The 16063-nt window shown below is 41.6% G+C and carries 17 protein-coding genes; 14 read left to right on the top strand and 3 right to left on the bottom strand.

Annotation, left to right across the window (positions count from 1 at the left end; translation table 11 throughout):
• Position 1: 1 nt before the first annotated feature.
• Together AWT60_RS15075 and AWT60_RS15070 are read left to right on the top strand one after the other, a co-directional pair.
• Entirely contained in the window at positions 2–520 is a 519-nt protein-coding gene (locus AWT60_RS15075; protein ID WP_024423568.1) for an acyltransferase, read from the top strand.
• A 69-nt stretch (positions 521–589) separates the two neighbouring features.
• Entirely contained in the window at positions 590–1018 is a 429-nt protein-coding gene (locus AWT60_RS15070; protein WP_024423567.1) for an Rrf2 family transcriptional regulator, read from the top strand.
• A gap of 376 nt (positions 1019–1394) precedes the next feature.
• Here AWT60_RS15070 and AWT60_RS15065 read toward each other — a convergent pair whose 3' ends face one another.
• The 3 genes from AWT60_RS15065 to AWT60_RS15055 all read right to left on the bottom strand — a co-directional run bounded on the left by AWT60_RS15065 (position 1395) and on the right by AWT60_RS15055 (position 4050).
• On the bottom strand, positions 1395–2423 hold the full coding sequence (locus AWT60_RS15065; RefSeq protein WP_041107936.1) for a serine hydrolase domain-containing protein: 1029 nt from the start codon (positions 2421–2423) through the stop codon (positions 1395–1397).
• A 70-nt stretch (positions 2424–2493) separates the two neighbouring features.
• Entirely contained in the window at positions 2494–3060 is a 567-nt protein-coding gene (locus AWT60_RS15060; RefSeq protein ID WP_041107934.1) for a MarR family winged helix-turn-helix transcriptional regulator, read from the bottom strand.
• 195 nt (positions 3061–3255) lie between these two features.
• Positions 3256–4050: a C39 family peptidase gene (locus tag AWT60_RS15055; RefSeq protein ID WP_163115061.1), complete on the bottom strand. Its 795-nt coding sequence runs from the start codon at positions 4048–4050 to the stop codon at positions 3256–3258.
• A 233-nt stretch (positions 4051–4283) separates the two neighbouring features.
• Between AWT60_RS15055 and AWT60_RS15050 the strand changes: the two genes are divergently transcribed.
• From AWT60_RS15050 to AWT60_RS14995, 12 genes are all read left to right on the top strand, one after another.
• A complete protein-coding gene (locus AWT60_RS15050) occupies positions 4284–5459 on the top strand; it encodes an ATP phosphoribosyltransferase regulatory subunit (RefSeq protein WP_076840118.1) in 1176 nt (391 codons plus the stop codon).
• Complete coding sequence (hisG, locus tag AWT60_RS15045) at positions 5452–6096, top strand: ATP phosphoribosyltransferase (protein WP_076840116.1); 645 nt, start codon at positions 5452–5454, stop codon at positions 6094–6096. Before AWT60_RS15050 ends, hisG begins: the two co-directional genes overlap by 8 nt.
• Entirely contained in the window at positions 6093–7379 is a 1287-nt protein-coding gene (gene hisD / locus AWT60_RS15040) for a histidinol dehydrogenase (RefSeq protein WP_076840114.1), read from the top strand. Before hisG ends, hisD begins: the two co-directional genes overlap by 4 nt.
• Positions 7379–7963, top strand: coding sequence for an imidazoleglycerol-phosphate dehydratase HisB (gene hisB / locus AWT60_RS15035; RefSeq protein ID WP_024423560.1), 585 nt, complete (start codon positions 7379–7381; stop codon positions 7961–7963). Before hisD ends, hisB begins: the two co-directional genes overlap by 1 nt.
• The gene (hisH, locus tag AWT60_RS15030; RefSeq protein ID WP_041107924.1) at positions 7963–8601 is read left to right on the top strand and encodes an imidazole glycerol phosphate synthase subunit HisH; all 639 of its coding nucleotides are present in this window, start codon (positions 7963–7965) and stop codon (positions 8599–8601) included. Before hisB ends, hisH begins: the two co-directional genes overlap by 1 nt.
• Positions 8598–9335: a 1-(5-phosphoribosyl)-5-[(5-phosphoribosylamino)methylideneamino]imidazole-4-carboxamide isomerase gene (gene hisA / locus AWT60_RS15025; protein WP_041107922.1), complete on the top strand. Its 738-nt coding sequence runs from the start codon at positions 8598–8600 to the stop codon at positions 9333–9335. Before hisH ends, hisA begins: the two co-directional genes overlap by 4 nt.
• The gene (gene hisF / locus AWT60_RS15020; protein WP_039181656.1) at positions 9332–10090 is read left to right on the top strand and encodes an imidazole glycerol phosphate synthase subunit HisF; all 759 of its coding nucleotides are present in this window, start codon (positions 9332–9334) and stop codon (positions 10088–10090) included. Before hisA ends, hisF begins: the two co-directional genes overlap by 4 nt.
• Complete coding sequence (gene hisIE, locus AWT60_RS15015; RefSeq protein ID WP_024423556.1) at positions 10087–10716, top strand: bifunctional phosphoribosyl-AMP cyclohydrolase/phosphoribosyl-ATP diphosphatase HisIE; 630 nt, start codon at positions 10087–10089, stop codon at positions 10714–10716. The genes hisF and hisIE overlap by 4 nt, the downstream gene beginning before the upstream one ends.
• 131 nt (positions 10717–10847) lie before the next feature.
• On the top strand, positions 10848–12305 hold the full coding sequence (locus tag AWT60_RS15010) for a tetratricopeptide repeat protein (RefSeq protein ID WP_041107918.1): 1458 nt from the start codon (positions 10848–10850) through the stop codon (positions 12303–12305).
• 364 nt (positions 12306–12669) lie between these two features.
• Complete coding sequence (locus tag AWT60_RS15005; RefSeq protein WP_041107916.1) at positions 12670–14055, top strand: C40 family peptidase; 1386 nt, start codon at positions 12670–12672, stop codon at positions 14053–14055.
• 234 nt (positions 14056–14289) lie between these two features.
• Positions 14290–15240: a thioredoxin-disulfide reductase gene (trxB, locus tag AWT60_RS15000; protein WP_024427675.1), complete on the top strand. Its 951-nt coding sequence runs from the start codon at positions 14290–14292 to the stop codon at positions 15238–15240.
• Positions 15241–15597: 357 nt separating this feature from the next.
• Positions 15598–16062: an 8-oxo-dGTP diphosphatase gene (locus AWT60_RS14995; protein WP_163115059.1), complete on the top strand. Its 465-nt coding sequence runs from the start codon at positions 15598–15600 to the stop codon at positions 16060–16062.
• Position 16063 lies beyond the last annotated feature (1 nt).

Raw genomic sequence — 16063 nt, 5'->3', positions numbered from 1 at the left:
GTTGAGAAAAACAGATCGTTATCCTGTAAAAGGGGTCAATTCGCTGCGGCAAGTCTATCGGACAGTTCCCTTTTTCAAAGTGGTGAAAAACTTCATTTTTATTCAAATGGCAAGGTACACGCCTTTTATGGGAATGAAAAATTGGATATACCGAACCTTTCTTCGTATGAAGGTCGGCGAGGATACGGCGTTCGCCTTAATGGTGATGGTTGACCTGATGTTTCCTGAGAAAATCACTGTCGGTCGAAATAGTGTGATCGGCTATAACACGACCATTTTGTCCCATGAGTATTTGATTAAAGAGTACAGACTTGGGGAAGTCTATATTGGTGATGAAGTCTTAATTGGAGCTAATTCAACTATTTTACCTGGTGTGACCATTGGGGATGGAGCGATCGTATCGGCTGGTACACTTGTTCATAAGGATGTGCCAGCAGGCTCATTTGTTGGAGGAAATCCAATGCGCATGATTTATACGAAAGAAGAAATGGAAGCACGTCAATCTACGTCTGCTGAGTAGCTCGGCAGACTTTTTTGTTGACAATGTGACATGGTGTAACTATAATGATTACAACAGAGGTGAGAAAACATGAAAATCAGCAGCAGATTTACTGTCGCTGTCCATATTCTGGCCTTGCTATCACTTGAAAAAGGATCATTACAGACATCGGAGGATATCGCGGGAAGTGTGAATACAAACCCAGTGGTCATCCGCCGCATTATGAGTAAATTAAAAAAAGCAGGCCTAATCTCAACGAGTCTTGGCAAAGGTGGTTCTCAGCTGAACCGCAGTGAAGACGACATCACACTGCTCGATGTGTATAAAGCGGTTGAAGTCGTGGATGAGGGAGAATTGTTTCAAATTCATGAAAGCCCAAATCCTGACTGTCCGATCGGTGCAAATATTCAAGCGGTGCTTGAATTAATTTTATGCCGCGCTCAAAGTGCGATGGAGCAAGTACTTGCTGAGATCAAATTAAGTGAACTAACGCATGTGCTAATCAAAAAAATTGGATGATCAATTCAATTTTTTTTACTCTTGTTGTAACTATATTGATTACAACAAGGGGGCATTTTAAAATAGCTATCTGAGACTCCTTTAATCGTAGTTGGCGGAGCAGGCAATCTATTGGTTAATGAGGCAAAAACAACAAGGCTTGTGGAACACCAGTGTTACCTAAGGAGTCTGCTGCTATGGCTTTACAGCAAGGAGAATTGATGGTTTCAAATGGACCTTCTTAGTCCAATTGCATTCTTTGATCTAGTTAGCAAAAGTACAGGTTCTTACGGGGGAATCACAATGTTAAGGAAATATAAAAAGCCGAAATTCCCGAGTGTTATAAGTGAGAAATTAGGCTTTCGTTACTTCAGAAGAGCGTCATTTTATGGAGTAATTAAGAAATGACTGATTTTTGTAGACTTTCTAATAAGGACATTCCTATATTTTCATCGTCATTTCTACCTAATCTATAATTGGCTAAAACTACGGAGGCAACTTTCTTTTCTTTATCAATCCCTAAAAATGAACTAAAACAACCTGTTCCACCACCATGAAAAATAACATGATTGTTTTTCTTTAAAAGGAACCATCCAAGGCCCATATCATATTTTTTTGTTCCATTTCCATGTTTTTTATGACAAAGCGACAAATATGGATGATCTTCGTAAATGTTGATTTTTGCATATTTGAGTAAATCATCAGCAGTGGAACTGATTGCACCCGCAGGTGATATAAGATTCTCTTTGTTCCATTTCCAGTTACCGTACTCATTATTTTTTCTGTCGTAACCATGTAAATTATTATTTGATGTGCCTAAATAAGTATCGTTTAGTCCAAGCTCATTATGAAGAAAGTCATTCATAGTGTCCCAATATCCCTTGCCTGATGCAATCCCCAACGCATACCCAATAAGTGATATACCAAAATTTGAATATTTCCATGAATAATCCATGTCCTTTAATGTATGATTTTTAATGAGCATTTTCATTTTGTTAAAATCCATATTTAATGGATTATTCATATTCAAATCCCCACTGCCAAAAATCAAACCTAAAATTAAGTTAGAATATTCCCGTCTATTTAATGGCAGTCTTGCTGAATATCCAGAAGAGTGGGTAGCAAGGCGGAGCAATGTAGGATAATAATTGTCTCCTTTAACTTCTTCTGTGAATTTTTGTATTGAATCGTTTATTGATAGTTTTTTTTCAAATACATATTTAGATAGCAAAGATGAAGTAAAAGTCTTTGTAATAGAACCAATTTCATAATGGTATTTTTTTGATGAATCAAGTTCACCGTGTTCATTATAAATTGTTATTACAGAATGATTGTCTGTTAAATAGCCAACCGTTAATTTTAAATGTTTTTTTCCTCTACAGGCTCTTTTAATTAATCGTAATGTTTCATCACTGATTTCAAACATAATTGATCTTCCTTTCTTTGGTTGTGGGAATATTTAGAAAAGTTCATTTATTATTCAAAAAATAAATTTTTCACATTTTATTTCTCTTATTAATTGTTTGAATTCTTCGTTTCTCAAACTCCTTCATTACTTTTATTTGTAATTCACTATGATCTTCATCCATTTGTAAGTGACCATCTTTTTCAAATCCATCTTGTTCTTCACCGTCAAAACTATAAAGTTTCTTTAAAAGGTTCCACATTGTTTCTAATTCTTCAGTTGATAACTTGTTAAATAGTTCTTCCAAAAAAAAGATTCCTTTTTCTGAAACGACTAGCAATACTTCTTTTCCAGTTTGAGTTATTTTTACATTAATCGCACGTTTATCTTTCTTACTAGGAACTACGTGGACAAACCCCTTGTTTTCCATAATTGTGATTAACTGTTTTACGCTCTGTTTTGTGGTACCTAGTTTTCTAGCTATATTATTTAAAGTTGTTTCATCTTCAGGTAAATGCGCAATTGCTATCATTGCCATATACTGCCTGGATGTCAAAAGTTCAAGGAACTTGTCACCTCTCATCTGAATTTTATTTGCTAGAGAAAATAAAGTACCGTACGTTTGCTGCATTAAAAAAAGTTCTCTGTAAATATCCATAATTAACCTCCAATTTAGTCAATATACTGTCTAAATTAAGTGTATCACATTAGTCAATATACTGTCTATTTTATTTAGAATCGAAAAATCTCTTAAGAAGAAGACTCCAGTTTGCAACCGGATATTTCAAGTTGAATTTTTATAATTAATGGAGAATTAAAAACAACCTCTATGCATACTAATAGAGGTTGTTTTTTACGCTTTAATGATAATCGCTTGACTACCCATCTGTTCCCAAGAATCTTCAAACTGATCGCGATCGACTTTTTGATTCTTTTCTCCGTATGGGTTATTTAAGTAGACATGCTCCTTGTCATAGCCTGTGATGACCACGCTATGCATATTAAAGCTTACATCGATTTTGCCATTGGGTGTATTCCATGTTTCGATTTTATCTATTTTGTCAAAGGTGGATGTGGTAATCACCCAAACAGGATACCCTTTTTCAAGTGATTGATAAATGGCTTTTTTGACAGGTTTTCCGCTTAAATCGACGACTTGAGCGCCTGCATATTTTTTCGCAAGCTGATAAATAGGTTTATGGTATACACCGAGACCGGGTCCATTCTCCATATCTCCTACAAACCCGTCACGTGGGTCTCCTTTTAAACCATTTTCATAATTGAGCGGAACACGTTTGATTTCATTTGCCAATGCGTTTTTCGTTACTTGCTCATAGCCGCTGTAATGAAGCAGCATCGCTAAGCTCGTGACTTCGCATCCATTATAAAGCTTTGGGGCATCCATTTGATTGTAGAGGATGACGTCCATGGCTTTTTTACTTCCTTTTAAAGAAGAATAAGAGGCGTCTGTTTTTTTCGTTGATCGTGTTTCTTCAGCTGCAAGTGCCGTATCGTTTTCTTTTTCTTTGGCTGCTTCGTGTGGTGAAGCTGTCTTTTTGACTTGGTCGATTTGTGTCACGTATATAAAGCCGAAATAAACAAGGCATGCGCACAACAAAGTTAGGATTAATGTCTGGATGAACTTCACTGTAATCTCCTGTTTTATTCAATATTTTTATGTATTATAGCACGTTCTTTCACCGAACATGCAGAAAAGGGACAGGTTTCACTTGAATGTAATAATTCCACAAATTTTTCATGAAAATAGAGAGAAAATAAAAATGATTGATTTAATCACTTTATTTTGTTAGCATATTATCATATTAGCGAACTAAAGGATTCGGAATTTTTTGTTTTAATGTGTTGGAGGTGCGGAAGAACATGTTTATGTTTGAGAAACCATATGGTATGCGGGATTCATTACCTGGATTGTATGAGACGAAGAAGAAAGTGAGACATTCTTTAACAGAGGTCATGAACGGTTGGGGTTTCCGTTTGATGGAGACACCAACACTTGAATTTTACGATACGGTCGGTGTGCAATCGGCGATTACTGATACACAGCTTTTTAAGCTTCTTGATCAAAACGGGCAAACTCTAGTGCTGAGACCTGATATGACAGGTCCGATTGCAAGGGTGGCGGCTTCTAAGCTTCACCAGCAGGCGTATCCGCTTCGTGTTGGGTATGCAGCGAGTGTGTTCCGTGCCCAGGAAAGAGAAGGCGGAAGGCCGTCAGAATTTGAGCAGGTCGGAATTGAATTGATTGGTGATGGTTCAATTAGCGCAGATGCTGAAGTCATCGCGCTTGCCGTATTTGCCTTAAAAAATGCCGGGCTAAGGTCCTTCAAAATTGCGATCGGGCATGTCGCTTTAGCAGAGACGTTATTTGTTGATGTACTCGGAAATACAGAGCGTGCAAACGTCCTTCGGCGCTTCTTATACGAAAAGAATTATGTGGGATACCGTCAGCATGTGAAACAATTACCGCTCTCCTCCATCGATAAAACGAGGCTGTTACAGCTTTTAGAGTTAAGAGGCGGCCATGAGGTTATAGAGCGGGCAGAGGAAATCGTTGTTTCACAAGAAGGAAAAGAGGTGCTCGCACAGTTAAAGTCGCTTTGGGAGACACTTGAAGATTACGGCTGTACAGAATATATCCGTTTAGATTTAAGCATGGTGAGTCATATGAGCTACTATACGGGTATTTTGTTTGAAGTATTTGCAGATCATGTTGGGTCGGTCATCGGAAGCGGCGGGAGATATGATCAATTGCTTGCTCACTTTGATGCACCTGCACCAGCTACAGGGTTCGGACTTCGACTAGACCGTCTTCTTGAAGCGCTCGATGCAAAAGAAATCATTGAGCCGCAGGAGGCTGTGATTTTTAGTAAAGAACAAAGACTGGAAGCCTTTGCTTTTGCAGAAAAGGAGCGGTCAAAAGGGAAAAAGATTGTCCTGCAAGACTTAGCGGGGATTGAAAATATTGACGCGATGACCAAGGCATTTGAACAGGTGACTTATTTTATCGGTGCTAGAAAGGAAGAGCGAAATGGGTAAGGTGTTGACGATGGCGATGCCAAAGGGCCGGATATTTGAAGAAGCAGTAGGGCTGTTAAGACAGGCGGGGTACCAGCTGCCAGAGGAATTCGAGGATTCAAGAAAATTAATCATTGATGTACCAGAAGAAAACCTCCGCTTTATTTTAGCCAAGCCAATGGATGTGACCACCTACGTAGAGCATGGTGTGGCGGATGTTGGCATTGCAGGGAAGGATGTCATGCTTGAAGAAGCTCGTGATGTGTACGAAGTGCTCGATTTAAACATCAGTAAATGTCATTTAGCTGTTGCTGGATTGCCAGGAGCGAGCTGGGGTGGTGTCGCACCGCGTGTGGCAACAAAGTACCCAAATGTCGCATCGTCCTATTTTAGAGAGCAAGGAGAGCAGGTGGAGATCATTAAGCTGAATGGTTCCATAGAATTAGCACCGCTCATTGGGCTTGCCGATCGCATTGTAGACATTGTCTCTACAGGTCAAACACTAAAAGAAAATGGACTTGTGGAAACGGAACATATTTGTGATATCACGTCACGTTTTATTGTCAATCCTGTGAGCTACAGGATGAAGGATACGGTGATTGATGAAATGGCGCAGCGTCTTGCAAGAATCATTGGAGAAGGGGAGGAAACATCATGAACATCACCTGCATACAAGAAGGTGAGACAGATATTCTCTCACTCAAACGGTCCTTAGATATAGGAACAGAAGAGCAGCGTCAGGCTGTTCAGCGCATTATACAAGAAGTGAGAACAAATGGTGATGAAGCTGTACGGTCTTTTACAAAGCAATTTGACGGTGTGTTGATTGAGGATCCGCTTGTCACAGAGGATGAAATGGCAAAAGCCTGTGACCGCTTGGACAAAGAGGTGGTTCAGATTATCCAAACGGCTATCAAGCATATTCGCACATACCACGAGCGGCAGCTCACGTCCTCTTGGTTTTATCACCAAAAGGACGGTTCAATGCTTGGTCAAAAGGTGACACCGCTTGATGCGGTAGGTGTGTATGTCCCCGGTGGAACAGCTGCCTATCCATCATCTGTATTAATGAATGTGATCCCTGCGCTAGTTGCTGGCGTTGAACGAATCGTACTTGTGACTCCCCCTGGGAAAGATGGCCGTCTCTCTGACGCTGTCTTAGCTGCGGCGAAGGAGCTTGGTATTTCTGAAATGTATAAAATGGGCGGTGCACAGGCGGTTGCGGCACTTGCCTATGGAACGGAAGGCATCAAGCCTGTTGATAAAATCACAGGTCCAGGCAACATTTATGTCGCGCTGGCAAAGCGGGAAGTATTTGGTCAGGTAGACATTGATATGATCGCAGGTCCAAGTGAAATTGCAGTTCTAGCAGACGAAACAGCAGTCGCGCATGAGGTAGCGGCGGATTTACTTTCGCAGGCAGAGCATGATGCGCTGGCATCTAGTATTTTGGTGACACCGTCTAAGACACTTGCTGAAAGCGTGCAGGCAGAAGTAAGAAAGCAGCTTGATACTTTGCCTAGAAAATCAATCGCAGCAAAATCTATACAAGATCATGGCCGTATTTACGTGACAGAATCAATTGATCGTGCAGTAGACGTCATCAATCAATTAGCACCAGAGCACTTAGAGGTGCTGACAGCATACCCAGAATCACTTCTTGGTCAAATCAAGCATGCTGGCGCGATTTTCTTGGGACGCTATAGTCCAGAGCCGGTGGGCGATTATTTTGCAGGGCCGAATCATGTGCTGCCAACAAACGGAACAGCTCGATTCTCCAGCCCGCTTGGTGTGACTGATTTTCAAAAGAAAACGAGCATTATTTCATATAGTCAAGAAGCCTTTGAAACACACCGGGAAAGCATTGCGGCTTTTGCCAGATTAGAAGGGCTTGAAGCACATGCAAGGTCGATTGAAGCGAGAAAGCGGGAGGAATCGTAATGAGACAGGCGAAAACAGCGAGAAAAACAAATGAAACGAACATTTCATTAGCGCTAGAAATTGATGGAGAAGGGAAAGCGGATATTCAAACAGATGTCCCTTTCATGACGCACATGCTTGATTTATTTACGAAGCATGGACACTTTAATTTGACCGTCGATGCGAAAGGAGATACGGATGTTGATGATCACCACACAACAGAAGATATCGGCATTGTACTTGGACAAATGTTTAAGGAAGCGTTAGGCGATAAAAAAGGGATTAAGCGGTATGGCTCCAGCTTTGTTCCGATGGATGAAACACTTGCCCAGGTCGTAGTCGACTTAAGCAATCGTCCTCATTTGGAAATGAGAGCGGCCTTTCCTAGTCAAAAGGTTGGTACCTTTGATACAGAGCTAGTACATGAGTTTCTGTGGAAATTTGCACTTGAAGCCCGGATCAACCTTCATGTCATTGTTCACTACGGAACTAATACACATCATATGATTGAAGCCATTTTTAAAGCGATGGCACGTGCCTTAGATGAAGCAACAACCATTGATCCACGTGTGAAAGGAATTCCTTCGACAAAGGGGATGCTCTAATGATCGGAGTCATTGATTACGGAATGGGAAATTTGTTCAGCGTATCAAAAGCACTGGAACGAGCAGGTGCCCGCTATATCGTCTCCTCTGATGTGGAGGAGCTGAAAAAAGCAGATGCTTATATATTGCCCGGAGTAGGTTCGTTTCGTGATGCAATGCAGCTGTTAAAAGAGACTGGACTTGAGGCGTTTATTCACCAAGTTGTGCAGGAAGGAAAGCTGTTATTCGGCATTTGCCTTGGCATGCAGCTGTTATTTGAAGAAAGCGAAGAGGCAGGCCGTACAAAAGGATTGGGGCTGTTAAAAGGGCGTGTCGTTCTTTTAAAGGATCGTGATCAGGACGGGCAAAGGCTGAAGGTACCTCATATGGGGTGGAATGAGCTCACATTTCATCAGCCCTCCCCATTGTTTGACGGTGTACCAGAAGGATTTGCGTACTTTGTTCACTCGTATTATGTGAGCGATATGAATCCAGATGAGCAATTAGCAAGCGCGGACTATGGTGTTCAAGTACCAGCTGTTGTTGGCAAGGGAAATGTGCTTGGAGCACAGTTTCACCCTGAAAAAAGCAGTACAACGGGAATGGCGCTGCTCAAACAATTTATTCAATTAGCAAACGAACAGAGGGTGAGCAAATGAGTGAGTTTACATTATATCCGGCGATTGATATGAGAAATGGCAAATGTGTACGTCTTGTGCAAGGAGATTATGATCAAGAAACCATTTATGGAGATTCACCACTCGACATGGCTGCGCAATTTGCGAAGGATGGAGCAGCATGGATTCATCTCGTGGATCTAGATGGTGCAAAAGCAGGGAAACGTGTCAATCATGAGCATGTGCTGGCGATTGCTTCTTCCTTAGATGTGAAGGTACAAATCGGCGGCGGTATTCGGACGGAAGAAGACGTTGCCTTTTATTTAAAGAGCGGCGTAGATAGAGTGATTCTAGGCAGCTCAGCTGTTTCGAACCCAGCCTTTGTGAAAAAAATGCTGGCGCAATATGGAGAGAAAATCGCAATTGGGATTGATGCGCGAAATGGCTTTGTATCGACTGAAGGATGGCTTGAAACGTCTAAAGTGAAGGCAGAGGAACTCGGCAGGGAATTGGCAAAGGAAGGCGCAGAGGTCTTTATTTTCACCGATATTCAAATGGATGGCATGCTGTCTGGTCCCAATGTAGAAAGCACGGTTCGCTTAGCAGAAGCAACCGGCAAACAAGTGATTGCTTCAGGTGGTGTCAGCGCAGTAGCCGATCTTCAAAAGCTGTCAGCGCAAAAACAGTCTGGTGTGTCTGGTGCGATCGTTGGAAAAGCACTTTACACAAAGCAGTTTACTTTAGCAGAAGCATTTGAAGGGCTTGACCGCATATGATGACAAAACGAATCATCCCATGTCTTGATGTGAAGGAAGGGCGTGTTGTCAAAGGGGTGCAATTCCTTGGCCTAAAGGATGCTGGTGATCCGGTCGAATTAGCGCAGATCTATGATGAGGAAGGGGCGGATGAACTCGTCTTTCTTGATATTTCTGCTTCTCATGAAGGCCGGAAAACGATGGTGGATGTGGTCAAACAAGTCGCGTCCACTCTTGCGATACCATTTACGGTGGGAGGCGGGATTAACCACCTTGATGACATGAAGCGTATATTAAGAGCGGGTGCAGACAAAGTATCTGTCAACACAGCAGCTGTGTTAAGACCGGAACTGATATCAGAAGGTGCTGACTTTTTTGGCTCTCAGTGTATCGTTGTTGCAATTGATGCAAAATATGATGAAGAGAAAAAAGCATACATGGTCTATACACACGGAGGACGCCGTCAAACAGATTTAGAGGTCAGCGACTGGGCGAAGGAAGCTGTGCAGAGAGGGGCAGGAGAGATTTTGCTGACAAGTATGGATGCTGATGGTGAAAAGACAGGCTTTGATCATCGATTGACAAAGCTTGTATCAGAGGCAGTCACTGTGCCAGTGATCGCTTCTGGCGGCGCTGGCAATGCCCAGCATATGCTCGAGGCCTTTACAAAAGGAGAAGCTGATGCAGCATTAGCAGCCTCCATTTTCCATTATAAAGAAACCTCCATTCATGAGGTGAAGACATATTTGAGAGAACACGGGGTGAAGGTCAGATGAAACAGGCAAATGAATTAACCTTTAATGAAGCAGGCCTGATTCCTGCGATTGTACAGGATGCTCAAAGTAAGGAAGTATTGACGCTTGCGTATATGAATCAAGAATCCTATGAAAAAACGCTGGAGACAGGTGAAACATGGTTTTATAGCCGGTCGAGAAACGAGCTTTGGCACAAAGGCGCCACCTCTGGACATACCCAGCAAGTGATTTCTATTCGATATGACTGTGACAAGGACGCTCTGCTTGTCCTTGTCGCGCCAAGTGGCCCAGCCTGCCATACTGGCAGCTATAGCTGTTTTTCGGAAGAAGGGGTAAAACGCCTTAGCGAAGAGCAGGAACGTTTTGCGATATTAAATGAACTTGAACAGGTCATTGCCAAGCGTCAGGCGGAAATGCCAGAAGGGGCTTATACAACCTATCTATTTGAAAAAGGGGTCGATAAAATCCTGAAAAAGGTAGGGGAAGAGGCGTCTGAGGTGATCATTGCAGCGAAAAACCGGGATCAAGAAGAATTAAAATGGGAAACTGCTGACCTCCTCTATCATCTTCTTGTATTATTACGTGAACAGCAATTGCCGCTTGATGATGTATTAAAGGTATTAAAAAAACGTCATCAAGGTGAATGAAAAGCCGGGGGATATCCCAGGCTTTTTATGTTTAAATGAAAAACAAATCCTTCCTTTCCTTTTGTTCTATGTGACGACTGGTGAAGTATGTTATACTACACACGGTACACTGTTCGAAATGGAGGGTATCGGTGAGTAAATACACTTCTCAAAATAATCACACACAAGTCGTCCAGCTATTTCAAGATGGGCATTACTTTTTTCATAAAGGTCTTAAAGCATATAGAGAAAGAAATCTGTCTAGGGCAAGTAAGCTGATACAGCGGGCCATCGTACTTGAGCCTGAAAATGTAGAAATGCTGTCACAGCTTGCCATTATTTATACTGAAATGGGTCATTACCAGCAATCAAACGAACTGCTTGATTTTATCCTTGAACACATCGATGAAAACATGTCTGAGTGCCACTATTTTAAAGCCAATAATTATGCGAATCTCGGACTGTTTCAAGAGGCATATAAATCAGCTACTGCTTATGCCGCGCTGGAAGAGAACGGGGAATTTGCGGATGAAAATGACGACCTTCTTGACCTGCTCGATATGAGCGACGAAGAAGACGAAGATTTTCCTTATGATCAGGATGACCTGATTGTGAAGCAGGATCAAGCAAACCATTTGCTAGAAAGCGGCAGACTCGATGAAGCCATTGAGATGCTAGAACAGATGATTGTTGAGTATCCAGAATTTTGGTCGGCGTATAATAATCTCGCTTTGGCCTATTTTTATTCTGGCCGAATCCATCAGGCGAAAGAAATGTTGAACCGGGTCCTTCATGAAAATCCCGGTAATCTGCATGCCCTTTGCAATCAGCTAGTCTTCTACCATTATGAAAAAGAAGAAGAAAAGGTCAACGTGTTAGCAAAGCAGTTAACGCACGTGTATCCAATACTAAGTGAACAGCGTTATAAGCTTGGTGCAACATTTGCCCTTGTGGGAGAATTTGAATGGGCCTTTAAATGGCTTTATTCTTTGTACAAAACAGGTTTTCAAGGAGATAGTACATTTTTATACTGGCTTGCAAGCGCAGCCTATCATACAGGCCACAAGACGCTCGCCCAAACGGTTTGGGATAAGATGGTCGAAGAAGATATCGATGCAGATGAAATCAAGCCGTGGCAGGATAAACCTGAGGTGACAGAGCCAATGGTCTCGATTGAGGAACGGCTGACTGCGTACTATGTCAGTAAACAAAAAGGGGAACGTGACGTTCTGCAGTCTGTCCTTGATGCACGCGCAGCGAAAACGGCCTTTGAACAGCAATTCATAGAACTGCTTTTATATGAAGATGAAATGTTAGAAAAGTCTTTTTCAGAAGATGCAGTTTTTGCAAAACAAGCGGCATCCAGTCTGGAGGAAGCGGTTCAGCCTGACAGCCATATGCCTTATTTTTGGTTATTCCATATTATTCAGCAGGCACGTGCTTCTGGTATTGATAAGAAAAATGCACCTGCCTGGGCAGCAGCATCTTATTATCTATGGATGAATGAACAAGAAGCAGCTGTCAGCAAAAAAGATGTTGCGTCGGCTTTTCAGATCAGTGTTCAAACACTGTCTAAATACGAACGAGAGATCTGTACGTTAATCGATTAAATTAGGTAAATAGATTCAGAACATCCCAGCATGGCCGAAAAGGTCATGCTTTTTTCTTGGATAAAAAGGTGGGATTTGCAAGGAATTGGCGAAGTATGACAATCACGACATGTTTTTGAAACATAAATGTAATAAAAATATTAGCTCATTTTGTCGATGTCTCATGTATAATGAAACTCGTGGATAAAACAAAGATAGATATTTAAATATTTTACTATACATAATGAAACACCTAGTGATAGAAACAATCTGGTCAACATCTGACTGAACAATCAGGAAGAAAGACATAGAGAGCACAGATTGGTCGCAGAGAATTTGCTGCTTTCTAATGTCGCTTGGGAAATTTTCAAAGGAGGAACTATTCGTGAAAAAGTTTATTACTTTCGGTTTAGCTTCGGTGATCGGAGCGAGCGGTTTATTTATTCCATTTACGCATGAAGCAAACGCACAGAACTTTGAACAAAAGAAACAAGAACTAGACAGCAAGCAATCTGAGGTAAACAAGAATCTTCAAAAGAAAAAAGAAGAGCTTTCAAAGCTTGAAGCAAAACAAGAGGCACTTGCACAAAAGCTTAAAGATATTGATGAGAAAGCTTTAAAAACAAGTGATCAAATCGAAGAAAAACAAAAAGAAAATGAAAAAACAAAAAAAGAAATCAAAGCACTGAAAAAAGAAATTGCTGATACGGAAAAACGTATTGAAGAAAGAAACGAGTTCTTGAAAAAGCGTGTACGTGCCCTTCAAGAGAGCGGCGGTTCTACGAAATACATAGATGTATTACTAGGAGCAAAAAGCTTTAGCGATTTCATCAGCCGTGCAGGTGCAGTATCTACACTGATCAACGCAGACAGTGAAATCATTAAAGAGCAGGAAAAAGACAAAGCAGAACTTCAAAAGTCTGAAAACGAATTAAACACAAAGCTTGAAAATGTGCAAAACACACTTGCAAAGCTTGAAACGCTTCAATCAGACTTGAATAAACAGCTTGATGAAAAAGACAAGCTATTCAAGCAAGTGAAAAAGCAAAAAGGAAGTGCTTTTTCTGAAATCAGCGAGTTAAACAGTGAGGCTAACAGCATTGCATCTGAAAAAGACGCAACAATCGCTGCACAAAAACAAGCTGAAAAAGAAGCAAGAGAAGCAGCTCAAAAAGCAAAAGAAGAAAAAGCGCAAAGACAACAGCAGCAGCGTCAAGCTAGTGTTCAAGCGGAAGACAACAGCTCAAGTAACGATAGCAGTCCGTCTTCAAGTAACAGTGGATCATCTAATGACAACAATAACAGCAACAGCAGTGCACCAAGCAAGAAGCCATCTTCTGGCGGTGGATCACCTGTCAGCAGTAACGTAGGCGGAATTGAAGGTGCGATCAGCACAGGTTCTACGATTGTTGGACAATCTCCATATAAATGGGGCGGCGGCAGATCACAAGCCGATATTGACGCACGTCGTTTTGACTGTTCTTCATTCGTTCGCTGGGCATTTGCATCAGCAGGCATCAACCTTGGACCAGTTGGCGGTACAACAACAGATACGCTTGTAGGTAAAGGAAGAGCTGTAAGTGCATCTGACATGAAACGCGGAGACCTTGTGTTCTTTGATACGTATAAAGTAAATGGACACGTTGGTATTTACTTAGGAAACGGTTCATTCTTGAACGATAACAGCTCTCGCGGTGTTTCAGTTGACTCAATGAACAACGTATACTGGAAAAAAGCTTTCAATGGCGTTGTAAGAAGAGTCGTTGAATAAATCATTACTTTTTATATAACCGTAAACAGGCTTCCTTAAACAGCAGTTTAAGGAAGCTTTTTCTTTTTTTGAAGATATGAGCAAATGATTCGCTTATTCCCCGCAGATTTAATAGGATATGGGTAAGGAATAAAAGCTAAGAGTGGAAATGATGCTCTCTGTCATGAATGGAAGCATCACCCAAGGGCATTCTAATAAGAAATGCGAGCAGCAATTGAAGAGGGAGTGACAGTTGTGTCAGAAGAAAAAATCTACGATACGATCATCATTGGAGCGGGTCCTGCCGGAATGACAGCCGCTGTTTATACATCACGGGGAAATCTTTCAACATTAATGATTGAAAGAGGAATTCCAGGCGGACAAATGGCGAATACGGAAGATGTCGAGAACTATCCTGGCTTTGAAAGCATTTTAGGGCCGGAACTTTCAAATAAAATGTTTGAGCATGCGAAGAAATTCGGTGCAGAGTATGCATATGGCGATATTAAAGAAATCGTGAACGGCGAAGAATATAAAATCGTCAAAGCCGGCTCAAAAGAATACAAAGGACGCTCTGTCATTATCGCGGCAGGGGCTGAATACAAAAAAATTGGTGCACCAGGTGAAAAAGAACTTGGCGGCCGCGGCGTATCATATTGTGCAGTATGTGACGGGGCTTTCTTTAAAAACAAAGAGCTTGTCGTCATTGGCGGCGGTGATTCTGCGGTAGAAGAGGGTGTGTATCTCACACGCTTCGCTTCTAAAGTAACGATTATTCATAGACGCGATAAACTTCGTGCACAAAGCATTTTACAAGCACGCGCCTTTGATAATGAAAAAATTGACTTCAAGTGGAACAAAACCGTCAAACAGATCAATGAAGAAAACGGGAAAGTCGGCAGTGTGACATTGGTTGATACGGTGACTGGTGAAGAAGAAGACTTTAAAACAGACGGCGCCTTTATCTATATCGGCATGCTGCCACTGTCTAAACCATTTGAAAATCTCGGCATTACAAATAAAGAAGGCTACATTGAGACAAACGAAAGAATGGAAACAAGAGTGGAAGGTATTTTCGCCGCTGGTGACATTCGAGAAAAAACACTTCGTCAAATTGTGACAGCAACAGGTGACGGAAGTATTGCAGCACAAAGCGCACAGCATTATGTAGAAGAGCTTGCTGAAAAACTCAAAGCAACGAAATAAAAGGCTGTCGTAAATCCTTAATATAGCGTCATGGGCTTTTAACTGGAATGTAACACGGGTGAAATAATTTTCCGTTATGATAAAACTAGTAATTGACCCCCTTTTATAAGGAATACATGTTTGGCACGGATGTGAATCCGTGTCCTTTTTTTTGCCTGAAATCAGAAATTCACGAGATGTTCACAAATGACGCATGGAGAACCGTTAGATGCTGTAAAATAAAGAGTAGAGAAATTGCCCGTTACACGATTCAAACGAAAACCGGTCTGTTTTCGGGGAAGAACGGGCATGTTCATTGTGGGAGTCAGGTTGAACCTGTATAATAAGTTAAAGACATAAAAGAGTAGGTGACAGCTGATGCAACGAGTAACCAATTGTGTGCTGCATCACGAAGATCAAGTTCTCTTGCTGCAAAAGCCAAGACGGGGCTGGTGGGTAGCACCGGGCGGCAAAATGGAAAGCGGAGAATCGGTCAAGGATTCAGTCGTTCGAGAATATAGAGAAGAAACAGGTATTTATATTTTAAATCCGCAGCTGAAAGGTGTTTTTACCTTTATCATAAAAGAAGGCGATCAAATCGTTCAAGAGTGGATGATGTTCACCTTTATGGCAGATTCATTTACCGGAAAAAACGTTACAGAGTCAGAGGAAGGCATTTTAAAATGGCATGACGTAAAGGATGTGCCTCAATTGCCGATGGCCCCAGGAGATTCCCATATTCTTGATTTCATGCTTAAAGGAAAAGGACTTCTGCACGGCACTTTTACGTATACACCCGATTTTGAGCTGATTGCTTATCGGTTAGATCCTCAGGGAGAATAAT

The sequence above is a fragment of the Bacillus sp. F2HM genome (genome assembly GCF_019266135.1).
Taxonomy (GTDB): Bacteria; Bacillota; Bacilli; order Bacillales; family Bacillaceae; genus Bacillus; species Bacillus safensis.
This window is presented reverse-complemented; position numbering and strand designations above follow the sequence as displayed.

Excerpts from the sequence above, each read along its gene's own strand:
- AWT60_RS15070 (WP_024423567.1), top strand. The coding sequence starts at position 590 with ATGAAAATCAGCAGCAGATTTACTGTCGCTGTCCATATTCTGGCCTTG.
- AWT60_RS15065 (WP_041107936.1), bottom strand. The coding sequence starts at position 2,423 with ATGTTTGAAATCAGTGATGAAACATTACGATTAATTAAAAGAGCCTGT.
- AWT60_RS15060 (WP_041107934.1), bottom strand. The coding sequence starts at position 3,060 with ATGGATATTTACAGAGAACTTTTTTTAATGCAGCAAACGTACGGTACT.
- AWT60_RS15050 (WP_076840118.1), top strand. The coding sequence starts at position 4,284 with ATGTTTATGTTTGAGAAACCATATGGTATGCGGGATTCATTACCTGGA.
- hisG (WP_076840116.1), top strand. The coding sequence starts at position 5,452 with ATGGGTAAGGTGTTGACGATGGCGATGCCAAAGGGCCGGATATTTGAA.
- hisD (WP_076840114.1), top strand. The coding sequence starts at position 6,093 with ATGAACATCACCTGCATACAAGAAGGTGAGACAGATATTCTCTCACTC.
- hisB (WP_024423560.1), top strand. The coding sequence starts at position 7,379 with ATGAGACAGGCGAAAACAGCGAGAAAAACAAATGAAACGAACATTTCA.
- hisH (WP_041107924.1), top strand. The coding sequence starts at position 7,963 with ATGATCGGAGTCATTGATTACGGAATGGGAAATTTGTTCAGCGTATCA.
- hisA (WP_041107922.1), top strand. The coding sequence starts at position 8,598 with ATGAGTGAGTTTACATTATATCCGGCGATTGATATGAGAAATGGCAAA.
- hisF (WP_039181656.1), top strand. The coding sequence starts at position 9,332 with ATGATGACAAAACGAATCATCCCATGTCTTGATGTGAAGGAAGGGCGT.
- hisIE (WP_024423556.1), top strand. The coding sequence starts at position 10,087 with ATGAAACAGGCAAATGAATTAACCTTTAATGAAGCAGGCCTGATTCCT.
- AWT60_RS14995 (WP_163115059.1), top strand. The coding sequence starts at position 15,598 with ATGCAACGAGTAACCAATTGTGTGCTGCATCACGAAGATCAAGTTCTC.